General features: G+C 73.0%; 19 protein-coding genes. 12 read left to right on the top strand and 7 right to left on the bottom strand.

The annotated features are described in order from the left end of the window. Positions 1-87 precede the first annotated feature (87 nt). Entirely contained in the window at positions 88-1614 is a 1527-nt protein-coding gene (locus DY240_RS13455) for an ABC transporter substrate-binding protein (RefSeq protein ID WP_119660386.1), read from the bottom strand. A gap of 167 nt (positions 1615-1781) precedes the next feature. On the opposite strand from DY240_RS13455, the gene DY240_RS13460 reads away from it, so the two are divergent. Beyond that, positions 1782-2804: a LacI family DNA-binding transcriptional regulator gene (locus DY240_RS13460; protein WP_119660402.1), complete on the top strand. Its 1023-nt coding sequence runs from the start codon at positions 1782-1784 to the stop codon at positions 2802-2804. Here the strand turns inward: DY240_RS13460 and DY240_RS32850 are convergent. Next, a complete protein-coding gene (locus DY240_RS32850) occupies positions 2786-3304 on the bottom strand; it encodes a DUF2087 domain-containing protein (RefSeq protein ID WP_199701447.1) in 519 nt (172 codons plus the stop codon). The two genes, DY240_RS13460 and DY240_RS32850, sit on opposite strands and share 19 nt — an antisense overlap. A gap of 613 nt (positions 3305-3917) precedes the next feature. Here DY240_RS32850 and DY240_RS13470 point away from each other — a divergent pair. From DY240_RS13470 to DY240_RS13490, 5 genes are read left to right on the top strand one after another with little or no spacing between them, the layout of a single operon-like run. After that, on the top strand, positions 3918-4706 hold the full coding sequence (locus DY240_RS13470) for a DeoR/GlpR family DNA-binding transcription regulator (protein ID WP_119660387.1): 789 nt from the start codon (positions 3918-3920) through the stop codon (positions 4704-4706). Further along, on the top strand, positions 4703-5782 hold the full coding sequence (gene galT / locus DY240_RS13475; protein ID WP_119660388.1) for a galactose-1-phosphate uridylyltransferase: 1080 nt from the start codon (positions 4703-4705) through the stop codon (positions 5780-5782). Before DY240_RS13470 ends, galT begins: the two co-directional genes overlap by 4 nt. Continuing rightward, the gene (gene galE, locus DY240_RS13480) at positions 5779-6735 is read left to right on the top strand and encodes a UDP-glucose 4-epimerase GalE (protein WP_119660389.1); all 957 of its coding nucleotides are present in this window, start codon (positions 5779-5781) and stop codon (positions 6733-6735) included. The genes galT and galE overlap by 4 nt, the downstream gene beginning before the upstream one ends. Beyond that, the gene (galK, locus tag DY240_RS13485) at positions 6732-7841 is read left to right on the top strand and encodes a galactokinase (protein WP_119660390.1); all 1110 of its coding nucleotides are present in this window, start codon (positions 6732-6734) and stop codon (positions 7839-7841) included. The genes galE and galK overlap by 4 nt, the downstream gene beginning before the upstream one ends. Next, positions 7838-8749: an aldose 1-epimerase family protein gene (locus DY240_RS13490; RefSeq protein ID WP_119660391.1), complete on the top strand. Its 912-nt coding sequence runs from the start codon at positions 7838-7840 to the stop codon at positions 8747-8749. The genes galK and DY240_RS13490 overlap by 4 nt, the downstream gene beginning before the upstream one ends. 23 nt (positions 8750-8772) lie before the next feature. Here the strand turns inward: DY240_RS13490 and DY240_RS13495 are convergent, their stop codons facing one another. Further along, the gene (locus DY240_RS13495) at positions 8773-9516 is read right to left on the bottom strand and encodes a GNAT family N-acetyltransferase (RefSeq protein ID WP_119660392.1); all 744 of its coding nucleotides are present in this window, start codon (positions 9514-9516) and stop codon (positions 8773-8775) included. 41 nt (positions 9517-9557) lie between these two features. Between DY240_RS13495 and DY240_RS13500 the strand changes: the two genes are divergently transcribed. Next, entirely contained in the window at positions 9558-9941 is a 384-nt protein-coding gene (locus tag DY240_RS13500) for a nuclear transport factor 2 family protein (protein WP_119660393.1), read from the top strand. An 89-nt stretch (positions 9942-10030) separates the two neighbouring features. Next, positions 10031-10984, top strand: coding sequence for a siderophore-interacting protein (locus DY240_RS13505; protein WP_119660394.1), 954 nt, complete (start codon positions 10031-10033; stop codon positions 10982-10984). On the opposite strand, the gene DY240_RS13510 is transcribed toward DY240_RS13505, so the two are convergent. The 4 genes from DY240_RS13510 to DY240_RS13525 form a co-directional block, all read right to left on the bottom strand. Further along, the gene (locus tag DY240_RS13510; RefSeq protein WP_119660395.1) at positions 10985-11791 is read right to left on the bottom strand and encodes an SDR family NAD(P)-dependent oxidoreductase; all 807 of its coding nucleotides are present in this window, start codon (positions 11789-11791) and stop codon (positions 10985-10987) included. Between the two features lie 13 nt (positions 11792-11804). Continuing rightward, positions 11805-12215 (bottom strand): MmcQ/YjbR family DNA-binding protein, encoded by a 411-nt coding sequence (locus tag DY240_RS13515; RefSeq protein WP_119660396.1) that lies wholly within the window; start codon positions 12213-12215, stop codon positions 11805-11807. 246 nt (positions 12216-12461) lie between these two features. Further along, entirely contained in the window at positions 12462-13937 is a 1476-nt protein-coding gene (locus DY240_RS13520) for an FGGY-family carbohydrate kinase (protein ID WP_119660397.1), read from the bottom strand. Next, complete coding sequence (locus DY240_RS13525; protein WP_119660398.1) at positions 13938-15347, bottom strand: L-fucose/L-arabinose isomerase family protein; 1410 nt, start codon at positions 15345-15347, stop codon at positions 13938-13940. Positions 15348-15554: 207 nt separating this feature from the next. Between DY240_RS13525 and DY240_RS13530 the strand changes: the two genes are divergently transcribed. Genes DY240_RS13530 through DY240_RS13545 form a run of 4 tightly spaced genes read left to right on the top strand, consistent with a single transcriptional unit; the run spans position 15555 to position 19924 of the window. After that, positions 15555-16946: an ABC transporter substrate-binding protein gene (locus DY240_RS13530; RefSeq protein WP_119660399.1), complete on the top strand. Its 1392-nt coding sequence runs from the start codon at positions 15555-15557 to the stop codon at positions 16944-16946. After that, complete coding sequence (locus DY240_RS13535; RefSeq protein WP_119660400.1) at positions 16943-17914, top strand: carbohydrate ABC transporter permease; 972 nt, start codon at positions 16943-16945, stop codon at positions 17912-17914. Before DY240_RS13530 ends, DY240_RS13535 begins: the two co-directional genes overlap by 4 nt. Continuing rightward, positions 17904-18785: a carbohydrate ABC transporter permease gene (locus DY240_RS13540; RefSeq protein WP_119660401.1), complete on the top strand. Its 882-nt coding sequence runs from the start codon at positions 17904-17906 to the stop codon at positions 18783-18785. The genes DY240_RS13535 and DY240_RS13540 overlap by 11 nt, the downstream gene beginning before the upstream one ends. A gap of 41 nt (positions 18786-18826) precedes the next feature. Then, positions 18827-19924 (top strand): glycoside hydrolase family 172 protein, encoded by a 1098-nt coding sequence (locus DY240_RS13545; protein ID WP_199701450.1) that lies wholly within the window; start codon positions 18827-18829, stop codon positions 19922-19924. Positions 19925-19967: the final 43 nt, after the last annotated feature.

Here is a 19967-nt window from a genome sequence, read left to right on the forward strand (position 1 = left end):
CGCCGGCCAGGCCCTGGCGGCGCCGGCGCGGCGGGTCGGTCCGGGCCGGGCCCGCCGCCGCCGGGGGACGCACGCCGGCGGGGGCACTCATCCGGCGTACTCCTCCGGCCCGAAGTCGGTCCCCGGCGACCAGTCCGGGAAGGCCCACGACTCCGCCGTCACGTCGCCGCCGACCTGGGCGATGGCCGCCTCGCGCGCCCGCGTCATCCCGTCGCTCAGCGTCCGCAGCGCGCCGCGGACGTCGTCGACCTGACCGCTGAACGCGCCCTGGACGATGTCGCCCAGCGTCGGCTGGACCGGCGTCATGGCCGCCTCGACCGCCGTCACGCCGGCCCGGGCCTGCGGCGACGGACCCAGGAACACCTGCTCGGCGAAGAACTCGATGCACTGCTTGTACGTCTCGTGGGCGTCGGAGCCCGCGACGGCGGCGAGGTCGAGCGGCGGCTGGTCCATGGCCTCGGCCAGCCCGCGCTGGTACTCCTCGTCGACCAGGTAGGTCAGCAGCTCCGACACCTGGTCCACCTGGTCGCTCTGGCCGGACGCCCAGAACGTCCCGCCGGTCGGCGGGCGGGTGAGCACCGGGGCGTCACCGCCGGGCGTAGGGATCGCGCCGACGCCGAGCTGCGGCAGGAACGCGGCGAAGTCGCCGGCCACGACGCCGGCGCAGTACGGGCCGTCCAGGAAGAATCCGGCGCCGTCGGCCGCCCACCGGGCGCGGCCGGACCGCGCGTCCAGCGACGTGCTGGCCGGGAACAGCAGGCCGTCCTGCTGGAACGACAGCAGGAACTCGATGGCCTCGACGAACGCGTCGTCGTGGAAGCGGTACTCGCCGGTGGTGAGGTCGATGCCGTTGGTGCCGCTCTCGCGGGACCCGGGGAAGCCGGCCGTCTGGGCCAGCTCGAGCACGAACGCCTGCAGCCGGTCGGGGAACTGCAGCGGCAGGATCAGCCCGGACGACCCGGCGTCCTGCACCGCGCGGGCGGCCGCCCGCAGGTCGTCCCAGGACGCCGGCGGCTGCTCGGGATCGACGCCGGCCCGCTCGAGCAGGCCGCGGTTGAACCACAGCAGCGTCTCGTACTGGCGGAAGCTGAAGATCGAGAACGAGTACACCTGGTCGTCGAAGACGTGGATGCCGGGCACCAGGCTGCCCTCGGGCAGCGCGTCGCGGATGGCGTCGCCGGTCGACAGCGGCGAGAACCAGCCCTGGTCGCGCAGCACCGCCGCCGGCACGCCGACACCGGCCAGCGTGAACACGTCCGGCAGCTGCCCGCTGCCCTGCGCCAGCTGCAACGCCTGGCCCTGCTCGGCGGGGTTGTAGACCGTGTACTGGACCTCGGGGCCGCCGTCGGCGGTGAACCGCTCGAACGTCGCCTTCTGCAGGTCCTGCAGCGGGTTGAACTGGTCCCACCACAGCAGCGGGCCGGTGCCGCCGCTGGTGCCGCCGGTCGGTCCCCCGGCTCCGCCGGCGCTCGGGCCGCCGCCACCCGACGGACCTCCGGCGCCCGACGGCGCGGTGTCGCAGGCCGCGAGGCCGAACGCGCCGGCCACACCGGCGAGCAGGCCGGCGGACCGCAACAACCGCCGGCGGCTGATCGGGTTCTGTTCTCTGCTCACGGGCACCTACCTCGTTGCAGGACGGCCGCACCGGACGGTGCGGCCGAAAGACCGTGGCAGGGTTGTACTACGAAGTATACTTCGATGTAAAGCGCTCGGTACCTGGTCGTGAGACGATCGGTGCCGAGCAGGGTCCGATCCGGGAGGGTGCGGTGTCGCGTCCGCGCATGGTCGACGTCGCTCGTCTCGCGGGCGTGTCGCAGAAGACCGTGTCGAACGTCGTCAACGACTACGAGCACGTGTCGCCTGAGCTGCGCGCCCGGGTGCGCCGCGCCATCGAGGAGCTGGGGTACGTCCCCAACACGACGGCCCGGACGCTGCGCACCGGGCGCACCGGGGTCATCGCGCTGGCGGTGCCGAACCTGTCCTCGCCGTACTTCGCCGAGCTGGCCCGCTACGTCACCGAGGCGGCCGAGAAGCGCGGGTTCACCATCCTCATCGACCAGACCGACGGCCTCGAGCAGCGCGAGCGGATGATCGCCGGCGGGCTGCGGCAGCGGGTCATCGACGGCCTCATCTTCAGCCCGCTGTCGATGCCGCCCGCCGATCTCGCCGCGGCGGCCGGCAGCACGCCGATGGTGCTGCTCGGCGAGCGGGAGCTGCCCTCGTCGGTCGACCACGTGATCATCGACAACGTCCGCGCCGCCCGCGAGGCCACCGAGCACCTGCTGGAGCTGGGCCGGCGACGCATCGCGGCACTCGGCGGCCCGGTCGACCGGCCGACGGGCACCGGCACGCTGCGGATGGCCGGCTACCGCGCGGCCCTGGCCGACGCCGGCCTGGCCGACCACGCCGTCGTCGTCCCCACGACGCGGCTGCTGCGGCAGTCCGGCGCCGAGGCGGTCCGGCACCTCGTCGACGCCGGCCCGCTGCCCGACGCGCTGTTCTGCTTCAGCGACCTCATGGCGATCGGCGCCATGCACGCGCTGCGGCTGCGCGGCATCCGCGTGCCCGACGACGTCGCCGTGGTGGGCTTCGACGACATCGAGGAGGCGAGCTACTCCAACCCCACGCTCACCACCGTGCGGCCGGCCAAGGACGACATCGCCGACCTCGCCGTCGACCTGCTCGTCGGCCGGCTCGAGGGGCTACGGCCGGCCGAGCCCGCCCAGCTGGTGGTCGACCACCAGCTGATCCGCCGCGAGTCCACCGGCGGGCCGCCGCCGTCGCTTCAGGCCGCGGGCCAGTAGCGCGAGCCGTCGGGGTCACGCTCGACCAGGCGCAGGTCGACCAGCAGCCGGCGCAGCGCGACCGGCTCGTCGCCCAGCTCGCGCAGGACGGCGGTGAGCTCGCGCTCGGTGTAGGTGTCGCGCCGCGGCAGGGCGGCCATCACCAGCCGGCCGAGCTCGGCCTTGAGGCCGTCGTCGGCCGGGATGGTGGCGACGCGGCCGTTCTTCAGGCAGCCGTCCAGGCGCGGGAACCGCGCGGCCACCCGCCCGATCGGCGTCGCCGCGACGGCCGCGGCGGCCGCCGCGCGGATCGGCTCGAGGTCGGCGCTCAACCCGGCGTCGTCGCGCCGGACCAGCCCGGCGCCGCCGAGCACCGCCAGCGCCCGCTGCACGTCCCGCTCGGACAGGCCGGTACGCTCCCGCAGGCCGGCGACGGTGGGCGCACCCGGCTCCGCGCACAGCGCGCCGAGCACGGCCAGCCGCTTCCGGTCGCCCAGAGTGCTGAGCAGTTCGGTCGTCATGCGCGCACGGTAGGCGCGGCGGCGGCGTCGGCGCACCTGGATTACTCCCAGGTCCGCGCGGCGCAATCCGGCGGTCGTCCGTGCAGTCGCCCGCGTCGGTTTGGCGTTCGTGGCGTTGGCCCCGTCCCCTGCTGCCCGATTGTCTTGGCCGCGCACGCGCGCCTCAAGCGGACTATGGAGGCGCTTCGCGCCGGCGATGACCGCTTGACCCGCGCGCCCGCGGCCGAAGAACGGGCAGCTATCAGGGGGACGGGGGGAGTCTGGCGACGGCTTCCGCGTCGTTGGCCCCGTCACGGTGTGACGTTGGTGTCGTTCAGCGTCCGCCTGGTGAGATTTCACCGTGATTCGGGGGCCATCACGAGGATTATCCCAGCGTCAACACGCCTACAGACATGTTGATGCTCGCGGAATCCTCGTGATGTCGGCGATCCTGGATGATCATCGCCGTCCACGACCCGACAAAGCACGCGTAACGGGCACGCCAAGCGTGAGGCGTGCCCACATCCTCCCCGTCCCCCTGATAGCTGCCCGGCAGCAGGGGGACGGGGAGCCGAGGTCACGCATGCTATCGTGAAAGCACACGATCGAACACGTTCGCACAGAAGGGCGCGGCATGCTGGCGGCCGAACGGCAGTCGCTCGTCCTGGACGAGGTCCGGCGCCGCGGTGCCGCCACGGTGGGCGAGCTGGCCGCCCGGTTCGGCGTGTCGGAGATGACGATCCGCCGCGACCTCGACGCGCTGGTCGCGCGCGGTGCGCTCGACAAGGTGCACGGGGGCGCCACGTCGAAGCGCTCGCCCAGCACCGACGAGCCCGGCTTCCGGGCCAAGCAGCTGCGCCAGCAGGCGGAGAAGGAGGCCATCGCCGGCGCCGCCGCCGCACTGGTCGAGCCGGGGTCGGCCGTCGGTCTGTCGGCCGGCACCACGACGTGGACGCTGGCCCGGCGGCTGCGCACGATTCCGCGGCTCACCGTCGTCACCAACTCGATCCGCATCGCCGATGAGCTGCACGACGACGACCGCACCGACCTCGACGTCGTCCTCACCGGCGGGGTGCGCACGCCGTCCGACGCCCTGGTCGGGCCGGTCGCCGTCGCGTCCCTGCACCACTTGCATCTCGACGTCGTGTTCCTGGGCGTGCACGGCATCGACGCCCGCGCCGGGTTCACCACGCCGAACCTGCTCGAGGCCGAGACCGACCGCGCGCTCGTCGCCGCCGGCCGGAGGCTGGTCGTCGTGGCCGACCACACGAAGTGGGGCACGGTCGGCCTCAGCACCATCGCGACGCTCGACGACGCCGACGTGCTGGTCACCGACGACGGCCTGCCCGCCGACGCCCGCGACGTCCTCGCCGAGGAGGTCGGCGACCTCATCGTGGTCACCCCAGAGAACGGACCGGTATGAAACGCACGACGGCGCGGCTGGCCGACGGCCGCGAGATCATCTACTTCGACCGGCGCGACGACGCCGCGCACCGGCTCGACGACCCGCGCGACCTGCCGCCGGTGAGCACCACGTCGCAGCTGCGCTTCGACCCGATCCTGGCCGAGTGGGTGGCGATGGCCGGGCATCGGCAGACCCGCACCTTCCTGCCGCCCAAGGACCTGTGCCCGCTCTGCGCCTCGACCCCGGAGCGGCCGACGGAGATCCCGTCCGGCGAGTACGACGTCGTCGCGTTCGAGAACCGCTTCCCCAGCCTGTCGACGCACGCGACGACCACCGAGACCGGCACCGAGCTGGTCCCCGTCCGGCCCGGCGTCGGCCGCTGCGAGGTCCTGGTCTTCAGCAGCGACCACAACGCCTCGTTCGCCACCCTCGCGCCCGACCAGGCGCGGCTCGTCGTGGAGGCCTGGGCCGACCGCACCGCAGAGCTGTCCAGCCTCCCCGGCGTCGAGCAGGTGTTCTGCTTCGAGAACCGCGGCCAGGAGATCGGCGTCACGCTCTCGCATCCGCACGGGCAGATCTACGCCTACCCGTACGTCACGCCGCGCACGACGCGCATGCTGCAGTCCGCGCGCGAGCACCGCGACCGCACCGGCCGCAACCTGTTCGCCGACGTGCTCGCCGAGGAGCGCGCCGCGCAGACCCGCGTCGTCGGGCAGACCGAGCACTGGACGGCGTTCGTGCCGGCCGCGGCGCGCTGGCCGGTGGAGGTGCACCTGTACCCGCACCGGCAGCTGGCCGCGATCGGCGACCTCGACGACGCCGAGCGCGACGAGTTCGTCACGCTCTACCTCGACGTGCTGCGCCGGTTCGACGCGCTCTACGACGCGCCGCTCCCCTACATCGCCGCCTGGCACCAGGCGCCGGTGCGGGCCGGCCGCGACCTCGCCTACCTGCACCTGCAGGTGTTCTCGATCAAGCGGGCGGCCGACAAGCTGAAGTACCTGGCCGGCTCCGAGTCGGGCATGGGCGCGTTCATCACCGACGTGCTGCCCGAGGACGTGGCGGCCCGGCTGCGAGAGGTGGAGGTCCGATGAAGCTGCTGGTCACCGGCGGCGCCGGGTACATCGGCTCGGTGGTCGGGTCGCAGCTGCTGGCCGCCGGCCACGACGTGGTGGTGCTCGACAGCCTGCTCACCGGTCACGAGGACGCGGTGCCCGACGGCGCGCGGTTCGTGCGCGCGGGCCTCGACGAGGCCGCCGATGTGCTCGACCCGAGCTTCGACGCGGTCCTGCACTTCGCCGCCCGGTCGCTGGTCGGCCAGTCGGTGGCGGAGCCGGAGCTGTACTGGTGGAACAACGTCGGCGGGACGCTGCGGCTGCTCGACGCCATGCGGGCGGCGGGCGTGCGGCGGCTGGTGTTCTCGTCGACGGCGGCCACGTACGGCCAGCCCGAGGTCAGCCCGATCACCGAGGACACCCCGGCCGTGCCGATCAACCCCTACGGCCAGAGCAAGCTCGCCGTCGACCACGCCCTGGCCGGCGAGGCGCGGGCGCACGACCTCGCCGCCGTCAGCCTGCGCTACTTCAACGTCGGCGGTGCGCTCGGCCGGTACGGCGAGCGGCACGACCCCGAGACGCACCTCATCCCGAACGTGCTGATGGTCCCGGCCGGGCGGCGCGACGCCGTCGACGTCTACGGCACCGACTACCCGACGCCCGACGGCACCGCGGTCCGCGACTACCTGCATGTCGAGGACCTCGGCCGGGCGCACCTGCTGGCGCTGGACTGGACCGGCACCGCCGAGGCGGCCGGGCAGCACCGCATCTACAACCTGGGCTCCGGCACCGGGTACTCCGTCCGCGAGGTCGTCGAGGCCGTGCGGCGGGTCACCGGCCACCCGGTGCCCACCAACGACAAGGACCGGCGCGCCGGCGACCCGCCGGTGCTGGTGGCGTCGGCCGAGCGCATCGCGGCCGACCTCGGCTGGCGGCCGGAGCACGGCCTGGACACGATCGTGGAGGACGCGTGGACGTTCCTGCAGCGGTGAGCGAACGGACGGGCTCCGCGCCCGGCCGGGTCAACCTCATCGGCGAGCACACCGACTACAACGGCGGCTTCGCGCTGCCGCTGGCCATCCCGGCCCGGACGACGGCGCACGTGCGCACCCGCGAGGACGGCACGGTCGTGGCGGCGTCCACCGCGCCGGGCACCGAGCCGGCACGGTTCGCCGTCGACAGCTCCCCCGGCGACGTCACCGGCTGGGCGGCGTACGTGGCCGGCGTGTTCTGGGCGCTGCGCGACGCCGGGCACGACGTGCCGGGCGCCGACGTGCGGGTCGACAGCACCGTGCCGTCCGGCGCCGGGCTGTCGTCGTCGCACGCGCTGGAGTGCGCCGTCGCCGTCACGCTGAACGACCTGCACGGGCTGGGCCTGGACCGCACGACGCTGGCGCTGCTGGTGCAGCGGGCCGAGAACCACTACGTCGGCGCGCCCACCGGCGCGATGGACCAGATGGCCTCGCTCTACGGGCAGGACGGCCACGTCATCCTGTTCGACGCCCGGGCCATGACGGCCGAGCCGGTGCCGTGCGACCTCGCCGCCGCCGGGCTGAGCCTGGTCGTCGTCGACACCAAGGTGCATCACGAGCACACCGACGGCGGCTACGGCGCCCGCCGGGCCACCTGCGAGGCGGCCGCCGCGCTGCTGGGCGTCCAGACGCTGCGCGAGGTGCAGGACGAGCCGGTCGGCGACGTGGTCAGCAAGCTCGACGACGACGTCATGGTGCGGCGGGTGCGGCACGTGCTCACCGAGAACGCACGCGTCCTCGACACCGTCGCGCTGTTGCGCGCCGGCCGGCCCGGCGAGATCGGCCCGCTGCTCACCGCGTCGCACGCCTCGATGCGCGACGACTACGAGATCACCGTGGCCGAGGTCGACACCGCGGTGGAGGCGGCGCTGTCGGCCGGGGCGCTGGGTGCGAGGATGACCGGCGGCGGCTTCGGCGGCTCGGTCATCGCGCTGACCGCCGCGGCCGACGAGGCCCGGGTGAGCGACGCCGTCCGGGCCGCGTTCGACCAGCACGGCTACGCGCCACCGTCCGTCTTCACCGTCCGCCCGGCCGCGGGCGCAGGCATCGAGGAGAGCACCCAGTGAGCCCCAGCGGTATCCAGGTCGAACTGCGGCACGGCCCCTACACCGCCGTCGTCACCGAGGTCGGCGCCACCCTGCGCGAGCTGCGCCACGACGACCGGCCGCTGGTGGTGGGGTTCGGCGCCGACGAGATCCGGCCCAACCACCGCGGCGCGGTGCTGGCGCCGTGGCCCAACCGCATCGAGGACGGCACCTACACCTTCGCCGGCGAGCAGCGGCAGCTCCCGCTCACCGAGCCCGCCCGCGGCAACGCGCTGCACGGGCTGGTCACCTGGGTCCGCTGGGACGTCGAGCCGCGGTCGTCGTCCGCGGTGGAGCTGACGCACCGGCTGGTGCCGTTCACCGGTTACCCGCACCCGCTGGACCTCCGCGTGCGCTACTCCCTGGACGACGCCGGCCTGCACTGGACCGTCGCCGCCACCAACACCGGCGACGGCCCGGCGCCCTACGGCACCGCGCCGCACCCGTACCTGGTGGCCGGTGCGGGCCGGGTGGACGACTGGTCGCTGGAGCTGCCCGCCGCCGAGTACCTCGCGGTCACGCCCGACCGCCTGCTCCCGCTCGCGGTCGAGAAGGTCGAGTCGGCCGGGTTCGACTTCCGCACGCCCCGGGTGCTCGGCGACCTCTTCATCGACCACGCGTTCACCGGGCTGACGACCGACGCCGACGGCGTGGCGCGGGTGGTCGTCCGGGCCGCCGACGGCGGCGGCGTGGTGTGCTCGTGGGTAGCGGCGCAGTGCCCGTGGGTGCAGATCCACACCGCCGACCGGCCCGGCGAGTCCGGCCACCGGGCCGGCCTCGCGGTCGAGCCGATGACCTGCCCGCCCGACGCGTTCAACTCCGGCACCGACCTGATCGTCCTCGAGCCGGGCCAGACGCACGAGACCACCTGGACGATCGCCGCCCTCTGACCGCCGCCCCGGCGACGACGGGGTCAGCGGACGACGGCGCGCGTGGCGAAGGCCTGGCCGACGCGGAAGCCGAGGCGTTCGTACATCCGGCGGGCGATGTCGTTGTCGGCGTACATGCCGAGCGTCACGGCGGCCGCGCCCGCCGTCAGTCCGGCGCGGGTGACGGCGGCGGTGACGTCGGCGCCGAGGCCCCGGCCGCGGTACGACGGATGCGTGGCGATCGCCCGCAGGTGCCAGACGCCCGGCGCCTCCTCGTGCTCCGCCGCGCACGCCACCAGCGTCCCCGCGCCGTCGCGCACACCGAACCAGGTGCGCACGCTCGGGTCGTCGGCCTGGGCGGACGTCCGCGGCGACGACACCCGCAGCAGGTGCGCGAGGTCGTCGACGTCCGCGGGACCGAGCCGGACGACGGCCGACTCGCCCGGCCGCGGCTGCGGTGCCGACGTCGTCCAGAACCAGTCCCAGTCGTCGCCCTCGCCCAGCGCCGCGTCGACGTGCGGCAGCGCATCCCGGGTGACGACGGCCCGCGCCACCGCCGGGACCAGCGACAGCGCCGCCGTCACCAGCCGGCCCGCGTCGGCGCCGTCGCCGATCGCCACCAGCACGGGACCGTGCCGGCCGGTCACCGTCCAGCCGACGGCCTCGCCGTAAGCCCAGGCCCGCTCGAACCCCGCGGCCGAGTGGTGCCAGCGGGCGAACGGGTGGTCCGCGCTGTGAGCGACGACGGCGGCGTGGTCGGGCAGCTCGGTCAGCGAGGAAGTCAGCACCGAACCAGGGTAACGAGGCTGTCCACGGCATAATCCGGGGCATGACGACACCCGATCCGCACGCCTTCGCCCGCGAGTGGGCCGCCGCCTGGAACGCTCACGACGTCGAGGCGGTCCTGCGGCACTTCCACGACGACGTCGTGTTCACCTCTCCGGTCGCCACACGGGTGCTGCCGGAGTCCGGTGGCGTGCTCCGCGGCAAGGACGACCTGCGCCGGTACTGGACGGAGGGGCTGCGCCTCATCCCCGACCTGCGGTTCACCGTCGAGGCGGTCTCCGTGGGCGTCAGCGCCATCGTCATCACTTACCGCAACCAGAAGGACGTGCTGGTCAACGAGGTGCTGATCTTCGACGGCGCACTGGTGCGCGAGGGCCACGGCACCTATCCGGGCGACGACCCGAACCCGGCCGGCGCGCGCGGCTGAACGGAAATCCGCGGGCCGGGGGTGCGATCAAGGAATCCATCGGTTAGCCTCCCCTAAGTAAGGCTAAGCATCCTTCACACGGGGACTCGATGACCATCGCGACCACCGAGCGTGCCGTCCGGCGCGCCGCCGACGTGCCGGCCTGGCGCCCGTTCCGGGTGACCGTCGCTCGCGTCCAGCAGCTCACGCCGTGCTTCCTGCGCATCACGTTCACCGGTGGCGACCTCGACGAGTTCGGTCACGACGGCCCCGACCAGCGCATCAAGCTCTACCTGCCGCGCCCCGGCCAGGGGCTGCCCGGCGGCGAGACCAGCGACTGGTACGCGCAGTACCGGGCCATGGACCCGGAGGTCCGCGGCACCTTGCGCACCTACACCATCCGGGCCGTCCGGCCGGCGCAGCGCGAGGTCGACGTCGACTTCGCGCTGCACGGCGACGCCGGCCCGGCGTCGGCGTGGGCGGCCCGCGCGACGGTCGGTCAGGAGGTCGCGCTGATCGGCCCGAACCGGCTGTATGGCGCGGACTGCCAGGGCCACGAGTGGTGCCCGCCGGTCGACGTCCGCGACCTGCTCATCGCCGGCGACGAGACGGCGGTCCCGGCGGTGTCGGGCATCCTCGAGCGGCTGCGCGGCACGATCGATCCCGGGGCCCGGATCCAGGTCTTCCTCGAGGTTCCCGAGGCCGGCGACGCGCTGCCGCTGCTCGCGCCCGAGCAGGCCGAGATCACCTGGCTGGCCCGGCGCCGCCCGGACGGCACCGTCGCGGCGAACGGCGAGCTGCTGGTCGAGGCGGTCTGCGCGGCCGAGTTCGGCCGCGGCGCCCGTGCCGCCGCGCTCGACGCGAGCGCCGTCGACACCGTCGACATCGACCTCGAGGTGCTCTGGGAGGTCGCCGCGGCGGCCGGCAGCAGCGCCTACGCCTGGATCGCCGGCGAGGCCGGCGCCGTCAAGACCATCCGCCGGCACCTCGTCCGCGAGCGCGGCATCGACAAGGGCGCCGTCTCGTTCATGGGCTACTGGCGCACGGGCCGCGCCGAGAGCTGATCAGCGCAGCCGCACGACGCTGCCGGTCAGCAGCTTCGCCTCCTCGGACACCACCCAGGCGATGACCTCGGCCACCTCCCCAGGGGTGGCGACGTGGGTGTGGTCGTTGCTGGCGGCGACGGCGGCCCGGACCTCGTCGGTGACCCAGCCGGTGTCGGTGACCGGCGGGTAGACGATGTTCGCGGTGACGCCGTACGGCGCCAGTTCGATCGACGCGGACATCGTGTAGTTCTCCTGCGCCGCCTTGGCCGCGCCGTACGACACCTCGGTGGGGAAGCCGTGCTGGCCGCCGGAGGTGAGCCCGACGATGCGCCCCCAGGTGCCGCCGCGCGCGACGTGGCGGCGGGCGAACTCGGCGATGAGCAGCGCCGGCGCCATGGCGTCGACGCCGAACTGCTGCCGGAACGTCGCCTCGGTGACCTGCGTCATCGGCCGGCCGAACCGGTCGGTCGACGCCGGCGTGAAGGTGTCCTGGACCCAGCCGCTGGCGTTGTTGACCAGGACGTCGACCGGCCCGAGGTGCTGCTCGGCGAGGTCGAACAGCCGGGCGGGCGCGGCCGGGTCGGTGAGGTCGGCCTCGACGGCGTGGGCGCGGGCGCCGGCGGCCTCGATGGCGGCGACGACGTCGGTGGCGTCGCCGCGCCGGGCCCGGTTGTACGCCTCCTCCTGACCCTCGGCGTCGCCCGGCCGGAAGAACGCCACCAGCACGGACACCCCGCGGCGGCCGAGGGCGACCGCGGTGGCGGCGCCGATGCCCGCGTTGGCTCCGGTGACGATGGCGACGTGCGGCGTGGTGGTCTCGCTCATGCCGCCATCCTCATCAGGACGGGCGTACCCGCGCCACCAGTTTCTTCGGCGCCAGGACGCAGTAGCTCTCGGTCATCAGCTCGGCGATCTCGGTCCAGTCGATGTCGTCGACCAGCGCGAGCACGACGACGTCGCGGCCCCAGCGGGCCTTGAAGAACGGCGGTCCGCCCGCGACCAGCGCGTCGAGCTCTTCCGGCGGCGCGCGGAACGTCAGCACCGTCACCTCCCGGCCGGCGCCGACCACTCGCGCGTACGGCGACTCGGCGTCGGGCTCGACGGTCAGCACGTGCGCGAACGTCCGCCCGCGCACCCGCCAGCGCGTACCGATCCAGGCCTGCTCCTCGTAGGCGTCGGGCAGGCTCAGGCAGATCTCGCGCAGCGGCTCGACGATGTCGTCGGGGACGTCGTCGTCGTGCTGCACCATCCGCGGAGGCTACCCGCCGCCTCCGACACACTCCCGGAGCGGCTCGCCGTCCGTTCGGCATGGGTGCGCGTTTGCTGTCGCTCCAGGAACAGCAAACGCTCACCCATCGCAGCGCCGGCCACACAGAACAGCCGGACACTCGTGGTCGCGACGGGGTGTCAGTGCCCGCCCCTAGGGTGGGACCCCTCCCAACCGGGCGGGGTGCGCACTGCGGTCGCACCGGTCGCACCGCCGCAGCCCCGGCCCTCACCCGCGGGCGAGTGCGTGCTGCACGTCCACGGTCTGTTCGTGCAGGGACCGGTAGAGCGGGAACAGCCGGTCGTACACGGCGGCATCGGCCGGATCCGGCGCGACGGTGACGCCGCCGCCGTTCCAGTCCGTGTCGCGGTCCGCCGCCCCGATCGCCACCGCCGCGAACTTCGCGTCGCCGTAGGCCGCGCCGACCGTCACCGCCGGCACCTCCTGGGTGACTCCGGCGGCGCTGCTGACGATGCCGGTCCACAGGTCGCCCTGGGTCCCGCCGCCGACCGCGACGACCCGCTTCGCCTCGACCCCGGCGGCGGCGAACTCGGCCAGGTTGTGCCGCACGCCGAACGCCGTCGCCTCCAGCAGCGCACGGTAGACGTGCCCGGCACCGTGCCGCAGCGACAGCCCGGCGAGCACGCCGCGCGCGTCGGGATCGGCGAACGGGGTCCGCTCACCGTCGAAGTACGGCAGCGCCAGCAGGCCGTCCGACCCGGCCGGCACCGCGGCGGCGGCCGCCAGGAGCTCCGGGTACGGCCGGCCGCCGGTGAGGTCGCGGAACCAGCCGGTGATCGACCCGGAGCTGGCCATGCCGCCGGCCAGTGTGTGCAGGCCGGGGTGCTGGCCGGCGGTGCCCCACAGCTGCGGATGGGCGACGGGCGACGACGTCACCGCGATGAAGAACATGGTCGAGCCGTACATCACCATGACGTCGCCGGGCCGGCGCACGTCGACGCTCTCGGCCTCGGCCCAGGCGTCGATGGTGCCGACGGCGACCGGCGTGCCGGCCCGCAGCCCGGTCGCGGCCGCCGCCTCCGGCGTCACGTGACCGGCGACGTCGGTCGGCCAGCGCAGCGACGGCAGCGCCAGCCCGGGCGCGACGACGTCGGCCCACTCCGGGATCCACTCGCCGCGGTGCCGGTCGTACAGCGGCTGCGCCTGGTTCGCCGAGTGGTGGTCGAGCACGTACTCGCCGGTCAGCCGGTACACGACGTAGCCGTTGGCCATGAAGAAGTACCGGGTCCGTGCCCACACGTCCGGCTCGTTCTCGCGGATCCAGGCCAGCTTGGGGCCGGCCGACTGCGACGACAGCCGCGACCCGCAGCGCGCCAGGATCTCGTCCTCGCCGAGCCGCGACGACAGCGCGGCGGCCTGCCCGACCGCTCGGGTGTCGACGCCGTAGAGGATCGCCGGCCGCAGCGGCACGCCGTCGGCGCCGGCCACCAGCGCCGTCGGCCCGATGCCGCTCACGCACACGGCGGCGACGGACGAGGCCGGGAACCGCGCGGTCAGCCGCCGGCTCAGCGCGCACACGTCGGACCACCAGACGGCGTCGGCGTCGTGCTCGACCCAGCCGGGCCGCGGCCGCTGGGTGTCGTGCTCCACGACCTCGACGGCGACCACCTCGCCGCCGGTCGACGCCAGGACGGCCTTGCTGCTGGCCGTCCCGATGTCGATCCCGAGGACGAACTCGGCCATCTACCCGCCCAGTCGCTGGAAGTCGACGTCCAGCAGGCGGCACACCTGCTCGAGCTCGGCCACGTAGTCGCCGGGGACGGCGTGGATGTGGTTGGCGCCGAACCGGGACAGGAACTCGTCGGCCGGGACGTCCATGCGGGTGAAGGCGTGCGGCCACTCGAACGTCGACTGCCGGGCGAGCTGCTCGTTGACCTCGTCGCCGTAGTCCTCGAACGCGCCGCGCACCACCTGCATGCGGTAGCGGCCGCTGTGCCGCGTGAGCCGGGCCAGCGTCATGTCACCGGGTGCGGCGATGTGGTGGACGGACGCCCCGCCGGCCGGGAAGAAGAACACCTCCGGGTAGAGGTGGACGCGGCGCAGGTTCTCGGCCGGGTCGTCGCTGCGGGCGGCGTACCAGGTGGCGTGCTGGCCGGAGTTGGCCATGTCCCAGATGTCGCGGTCGGCGTGGTAGTGCCGCACGTCGGCGAAGAGCACCGGGTCACCGGAGATCAGCTTGAGGATCTGCATGGTCAGCGCGGCGTCCATGTCCGACTCCGTCGCGGTGACGTGGGTAGGCTTCGGGCCCTCCCAGTCGTACGGGTCGTTGAGGAACGCCTCGGTGACGTCCATGGTGGTGAAGTGCGTGGTCAGCTCCGGCTGGCCCTTGATGCCGGAGAAGTCGAGGTTCCACTCGTCGATCAGCTCGCGCACCGCGTGGTACGAGCGGATCTGCCGCTCCAGCAGCTCAGGCGTGAGCTGCTTGCCGTCGTAGTGGACGTTGGCGTGCTTCTCCAGCCACTCGCGCCCTTCGCGCGCACGCGCGGGCGACACCAGCTCCGAGCGCCGGACGATCTCCCACTGGTCGATCTCCTCGACGTCGACGCCGAACGTCGCCAGCCACTGGTCGGTGTTGGCGACGGCGGTGTACATGCCCATCGGACGGCCGCCGAACCGCCCGAACGTGCTGCCGCGCAGCCCGCCGACGGCCTGGGCCGCCCGGACGTGCACCAGCAGCCGCTCCAGCGTCGCGGGGTCGGCGACGTCGCCCCAGACGCGGCCGTGGACGCGGCCGATCTGGTCGAGCGCGCCGCCCGCGGCCAGCATGCCGACCATGCCCGGCTGCACCGGGTCGATGTTCGACAGCAGCACCAGCGGGCCGGGCGTCGAGGCGGCGGCAAGCATGGAGAAGTGCGGGAACGCCCACACCGAGTAGTTGAAGATCGTGAGGTCGGGGCGCGCTTCGGCAACCAGCCGGGCCTGGCTCGAGGCCAGCTCGTTGGTCCACACCAGCTCGGGCGCCCTGACCACCTCGTGCCCGGCGCCCTCCAGCGCCGCGGCGATCGCGTCCTCCGACGAGCGGGCCCAGTCGGTGATGTCGCGGTGCACGAAGTCACGTCCGTCGGAGATCGTCAACAGGCCGATACGTGCCACGGCGCCACTCCCATCGTGTCGTGCTGACGGCAGAAATCGATTGCCCACACGCTAGGCGAGGGCCCTCCTCGTGTCAACGGCGCGGCTGGCGCGCCGACCAGCGATGTCCAGCTATTTCGGCATTCATCCTGTCCAGAGTGTTGACCCCTCGGTTGCACGAGGTTAACCTCTGCGTCACAGCAAGCAATCGATTGCTGAGGAGCGGCCATGCCATCTCCACCCGGTCACCTGCCCGGGCTCCCGCCCGGCCCCACATCCGTCGAGCGGCCGTCCCGGCGGCGGTTCCTCGGCCTGTCCGCCGCGCTGACCGGGGCAGTCGCCCTCCCCGGTCTGCTGAGCGCGTGCGGCGGCAGCCGAACCGCGTCGGCGTCGGACCCCCTGCAGTTCTGGAACTTCTACGCACCAGCGCCGAACGAGGACCCCGTCGTCATGGCACGGGCGGCCTGGATGCAGGACACCGTCGATCGCTGGAACGCCGAGAACGAGCAGCAGATCGAGCTGGTCTACGCGCCGGTCCTCGGGAGCGAGAAGCTGGCCACCGCGTTCTCCGCGGGCGAGGGCCCGGACATCTTCCTCATCAGTCCGGGCGACATCGCCCGCTACCTCAACGGGAACGTGCTGGCCGAGCTCACCCCGTACATGACCCAGGAGGCGGTCGACGACTTCTTCGCCGACAACATGGCCACGCGCATGATCGGCGACAAGGTCTACGCGCTGCCGATGGAGATCGAGCCCCTCGCGCTCTACTACAGCCGGCCGGCGTTCGAACAGGCCGGCCTGTCCGAGGGCGACCTGCCGGCCACCTGGGACGACCTCATCGCCGTCAGCGACCGGCTCGTCGCGGCCGGCCAGGGCGGGCTGGTCTTCCCGACCGCGCAGGACTACTACCAGAATTTCGTCTGGTACCCGTGGATGTGGCAGGGCGGCGGCGAGGTCGTCACCGACGGCGGCCGGCGCAGCGGCTTCGACTCCGACGGCGCCGTCGGCGCGCTGCGGCTGTGGAAGGAGACCGTCGACCTCGGCCTCACCCCGCGCGTCCCGCCGGCCTCCAACGACATCGTCACCTCCTTCTCCGAGGGCTACGCCTCGATCTGGCAGTCCGGCATCTGGTCGATCCAGGACTTCGAGCGCAAGGCGCCCGACTTCGATTACGGCGTCATCCCGCTGCCGGTACCCGACGGCGGCGAGTCGGCCACGGTGCTGGGCGGCTGGGCCTTCGCCGCGAACGCCATGGGCCGCAACCCCGACGAGGCGGCCCGGTTCTGCGCCTGGGCCCTGGGGTCGATGGACGACGACGGCATCGCCCGGGTGGCGAACTGGTGCATCGACGCCAAGCGCGACGTCTCGCCGCGCCGGTCCAGCCTGGAGTACGGCAGCCGGGCCGGCGGCTACGACGGCGAGCACATGCGGCTGTTCCGCGACGAGATCTTCCCGACCGGACGCGGTGAGCCGCGGTACCCGCCGGTCATCTACAAGGCGGTGTCCGACGCCATCCAGTCCTGTCAGCTGGCCGGCGGCGACCCCGAGGACCAGGCGGCCACGGCGGCGCAGGCCATCGACGCCTACCTCACCACCTACGAGGGGGTGGACCTGGCATGAGCACACCCACCACCAGTCCGGCCGAGGTCGCCGCCCGTCCCGGTGCGCACCGCGCCGGCGACGAGGCCAGAACCGACGGCGCCTCGGCGCGGGCCCGGCGGGAACGCCGGGCGGCGTACCTGTTCATGGCGCCCAACCTCATCGGGCTGACCGTGTTCGTGGCGATCCCGATGCTGCTGTCGATCGTGCTGGCGTTCTTCCGCGTCGACGGGTTCGGCGGCTACGACTTCGTCGGGTTCGCCAACTTCGAGCGCATGTTCTCCGACCCCTACTTCCTGTCCAGCCTCGGCCGCACCCTGCTGTACCTGGTGGTGCTGGTGCCGGGCCTGTTCGTGTCGGGGCTGGGCCTGGCGCTGCTGGTGCGGCACAAGTTCCCGCTCGTGGGGTTCTTCCGCACCGCGCTGTTCGCGCCCAACGTCGTCAGCCTCGTCGTCGTCGCGCTGATCTGGCAGTTCCTGCTCACCGACGACGTCGGCTTCATCGCCCGGCTGCTGGACCGCGTCGGCCTCACCGCGCCGTCCTGGCTGGGCGACCCGGCCTTCGCCCTGCCGACGGTCATGGTGATCACGATCTGGTTCTCGATGGGCTACTACATGCTGATCTTCCTGGCCGGTCTGCAGGACATCCCGCGGGAGTACTACGAGGTGGCCAGCATCGACGGGGCCGGGCCGTGGACGACGTTCCGCAACATCACCTGGCCGCTGCTGAAGCCGACCAGCTTCTTCATCCTGCTGACGTCGACCATCGCGGTGATGACCGGCGGCCTGGACCTGCTGGTGATCCTGACCGGCGGCGGCCCGGCCAACTCGACCACGCTGGTCATCTACTACGTCTACCAGCAGGCGTTCGTGTACGGCGAGTTCGGCTACGCCGCCGCCATCTCGTCGTTCCTCGTGCTGATCCTCCTGGCGTGGTCGGCGCTGCTGTTCGCCCTCACCAAGGGAGGCCGATTCACCCATGCCCAGTGACACCGCTGCCCTCCCCCGTCCCGCCACCCGTCCGCCTGTGGCGCCCGGCCGGCGCACCTCGTGGCGGCGCCGCAAGTCGTCCACCCTGTTCGTCGTGGTGGGCGTCATCACGATCCTGACGGTGTTCCCGCTGGTCTGGATGGTCACCAGCTCGTTCAAGGGCCCCGACGAGGTGCTCAGCACCGACCTGCTCCCGTCGGCGCCCACCGTCGACAACTTCGAGTACGTGTTCTCCGCCGCGCCGTTCGGCCGGTACCTGTTCAACAGCTTCGTGGTGTCGGCGACGGTGACCGTCGTGGCGCTGTTCTTCCACTCGATGGCCGCCTACGCCCTGGCCCGGCTGCGCTTCCCCGGCCGCGACGCGATCTTCCTGGGGATCTTCTCGACGCTGCTGGTGACGGCGCCGGTCGTGCTGGTGCCGCTGTTCCTGGTGGTGCACCGGCTGGGGCTGCTCAACAGCTATGCCGGGCTGATCCTGCCGGCCATCTTCAGCGCGTACGGCATCTTCCTGCTGCGGCAGTTCTACCTGGCGATCCCGGCCGAGCTGGAGGAGGCGGCGGTACTGGACGGGTGCGGCTACTGGCGCATCTACTGGTCGATCATCCTGCCCCTGAGCAAGTCGATCTTCGCCGCCCTCGCGGTGCTGTTCTTCCTGGCCAACTGGAACGCGTTCCTCTGGCCGCTGGTCGCGACGACCGACTCCGACCTGCAGGTGGTCCAGCTGGGCATCGCCAGCTTCCAGGAGCAGAACACCGCCGACTGGCAGTATGTCCTGGCCGCCGCCACCGTCGCGGCGGTGCCGACCCTGCTGGCGTTCGCGATCTTCCAGCGCCGCATCGTGGAGTCCATCAAGACCTCCGGCCTGAAGTGACGCCGGACCAGTCCCAATCGCCCGACGAAGGAGACGTCACCGTGCTCGACGACCCGACCGGCCTGCAGTCGCTGGCCCGCCGATCGTCCCGCGTCAGCCGCTCGATCAGCGCCGAGAACTTCAGCGGAGAGAAGGGCCGCGGTGGCATGGCCACCGAGGGCACCGGGGCCCAGGCCGCCGGTGACCTCGGCCGGGGCTGGAAGATCTCGCCCAGCATCCGCATCGCACCCGGCGAGACCGCGGTGCTGGGCGAGATCGACGGGCCCGGCGTCATCACCCACATCTGGTGCACCACCGCGCCCCACCGCGCGTGGCGGGGCACGGTGCTGCGGATGTACTGGGACGGCGCGGAGGCCCCGGCCGTCGAGGTGCCGCTGGGCGACTTCTTCTGCCAGGGCTGGAACACCTTCAGCCAGGTGTCGTCGCAGACCGTGGCGGTCAACCCGAACGGCGGCTTCAACACCTACTGGCCGATGCCGTTCCGCACCGCCGCGCGGTTCACGCTCGAGAACGTGTCGGCCGAGGAGGTCATCCTCTACTACCAGATCGACTACGAGCTGGGCGACGTCGCCGACGACGCCGCCTACCTGCACGCCCAGTGGCGGCGCAGCCACCCGGTGCCGCGCGGCGAGGTGCACACCGTGCTCGACGGCGTCGAGGGCGCCGGCCACTACGTCGGCACCTACCTGGCGTGGGGCGTCAACGACCCGGGCTGGTGGGGCGAGGGCGAGTTCAAGTTCTACCTCGACGGCGACGACGAGTTCCCCACCATCTGCGGCACCGGCACCGAGGACTACTTCGGCGGCGCGTGGAACTTCGACGTGCCCGGGCAGGGCTACACGACGTTCAGCACGCCCTACCTCGGCCTGCACCAGATCCTGCGGCCCGACGGCCTCTACGTCAGCCAGCAGCGGTTCGGCATGTACCGCTGGCACGTCCTCGACCCGGTCCGGTTCGGCACCGACCTGCGCGTGACCGTCCAGAGCCTCGGCATCGGCCCGGGCCACCACAACGGGCTGCCGCACCGGTACCGCCCGACCAGCGACGACATCGCGTCGACGGCGCTGTTCTACCTCGACGCTCCGGCGCTGGCGCAGCGGCCGCCGGCGCCGGACCTCATCGCCATGGAGGTGGACTGACGTGCCCGGCGGCGGCCGCGGTCCCGCGGCCGGCGCCGCCGGG

This window comes from Jiangella rhizosphaerae (genome assembly GCF_003579925.1).
Classification (GTDB): Bacteria; Actinomycetota; Actinomycetes; order Jiangellales; family Jiangellaceae; genus Jiangella; species Jiangella rhizosphaerae.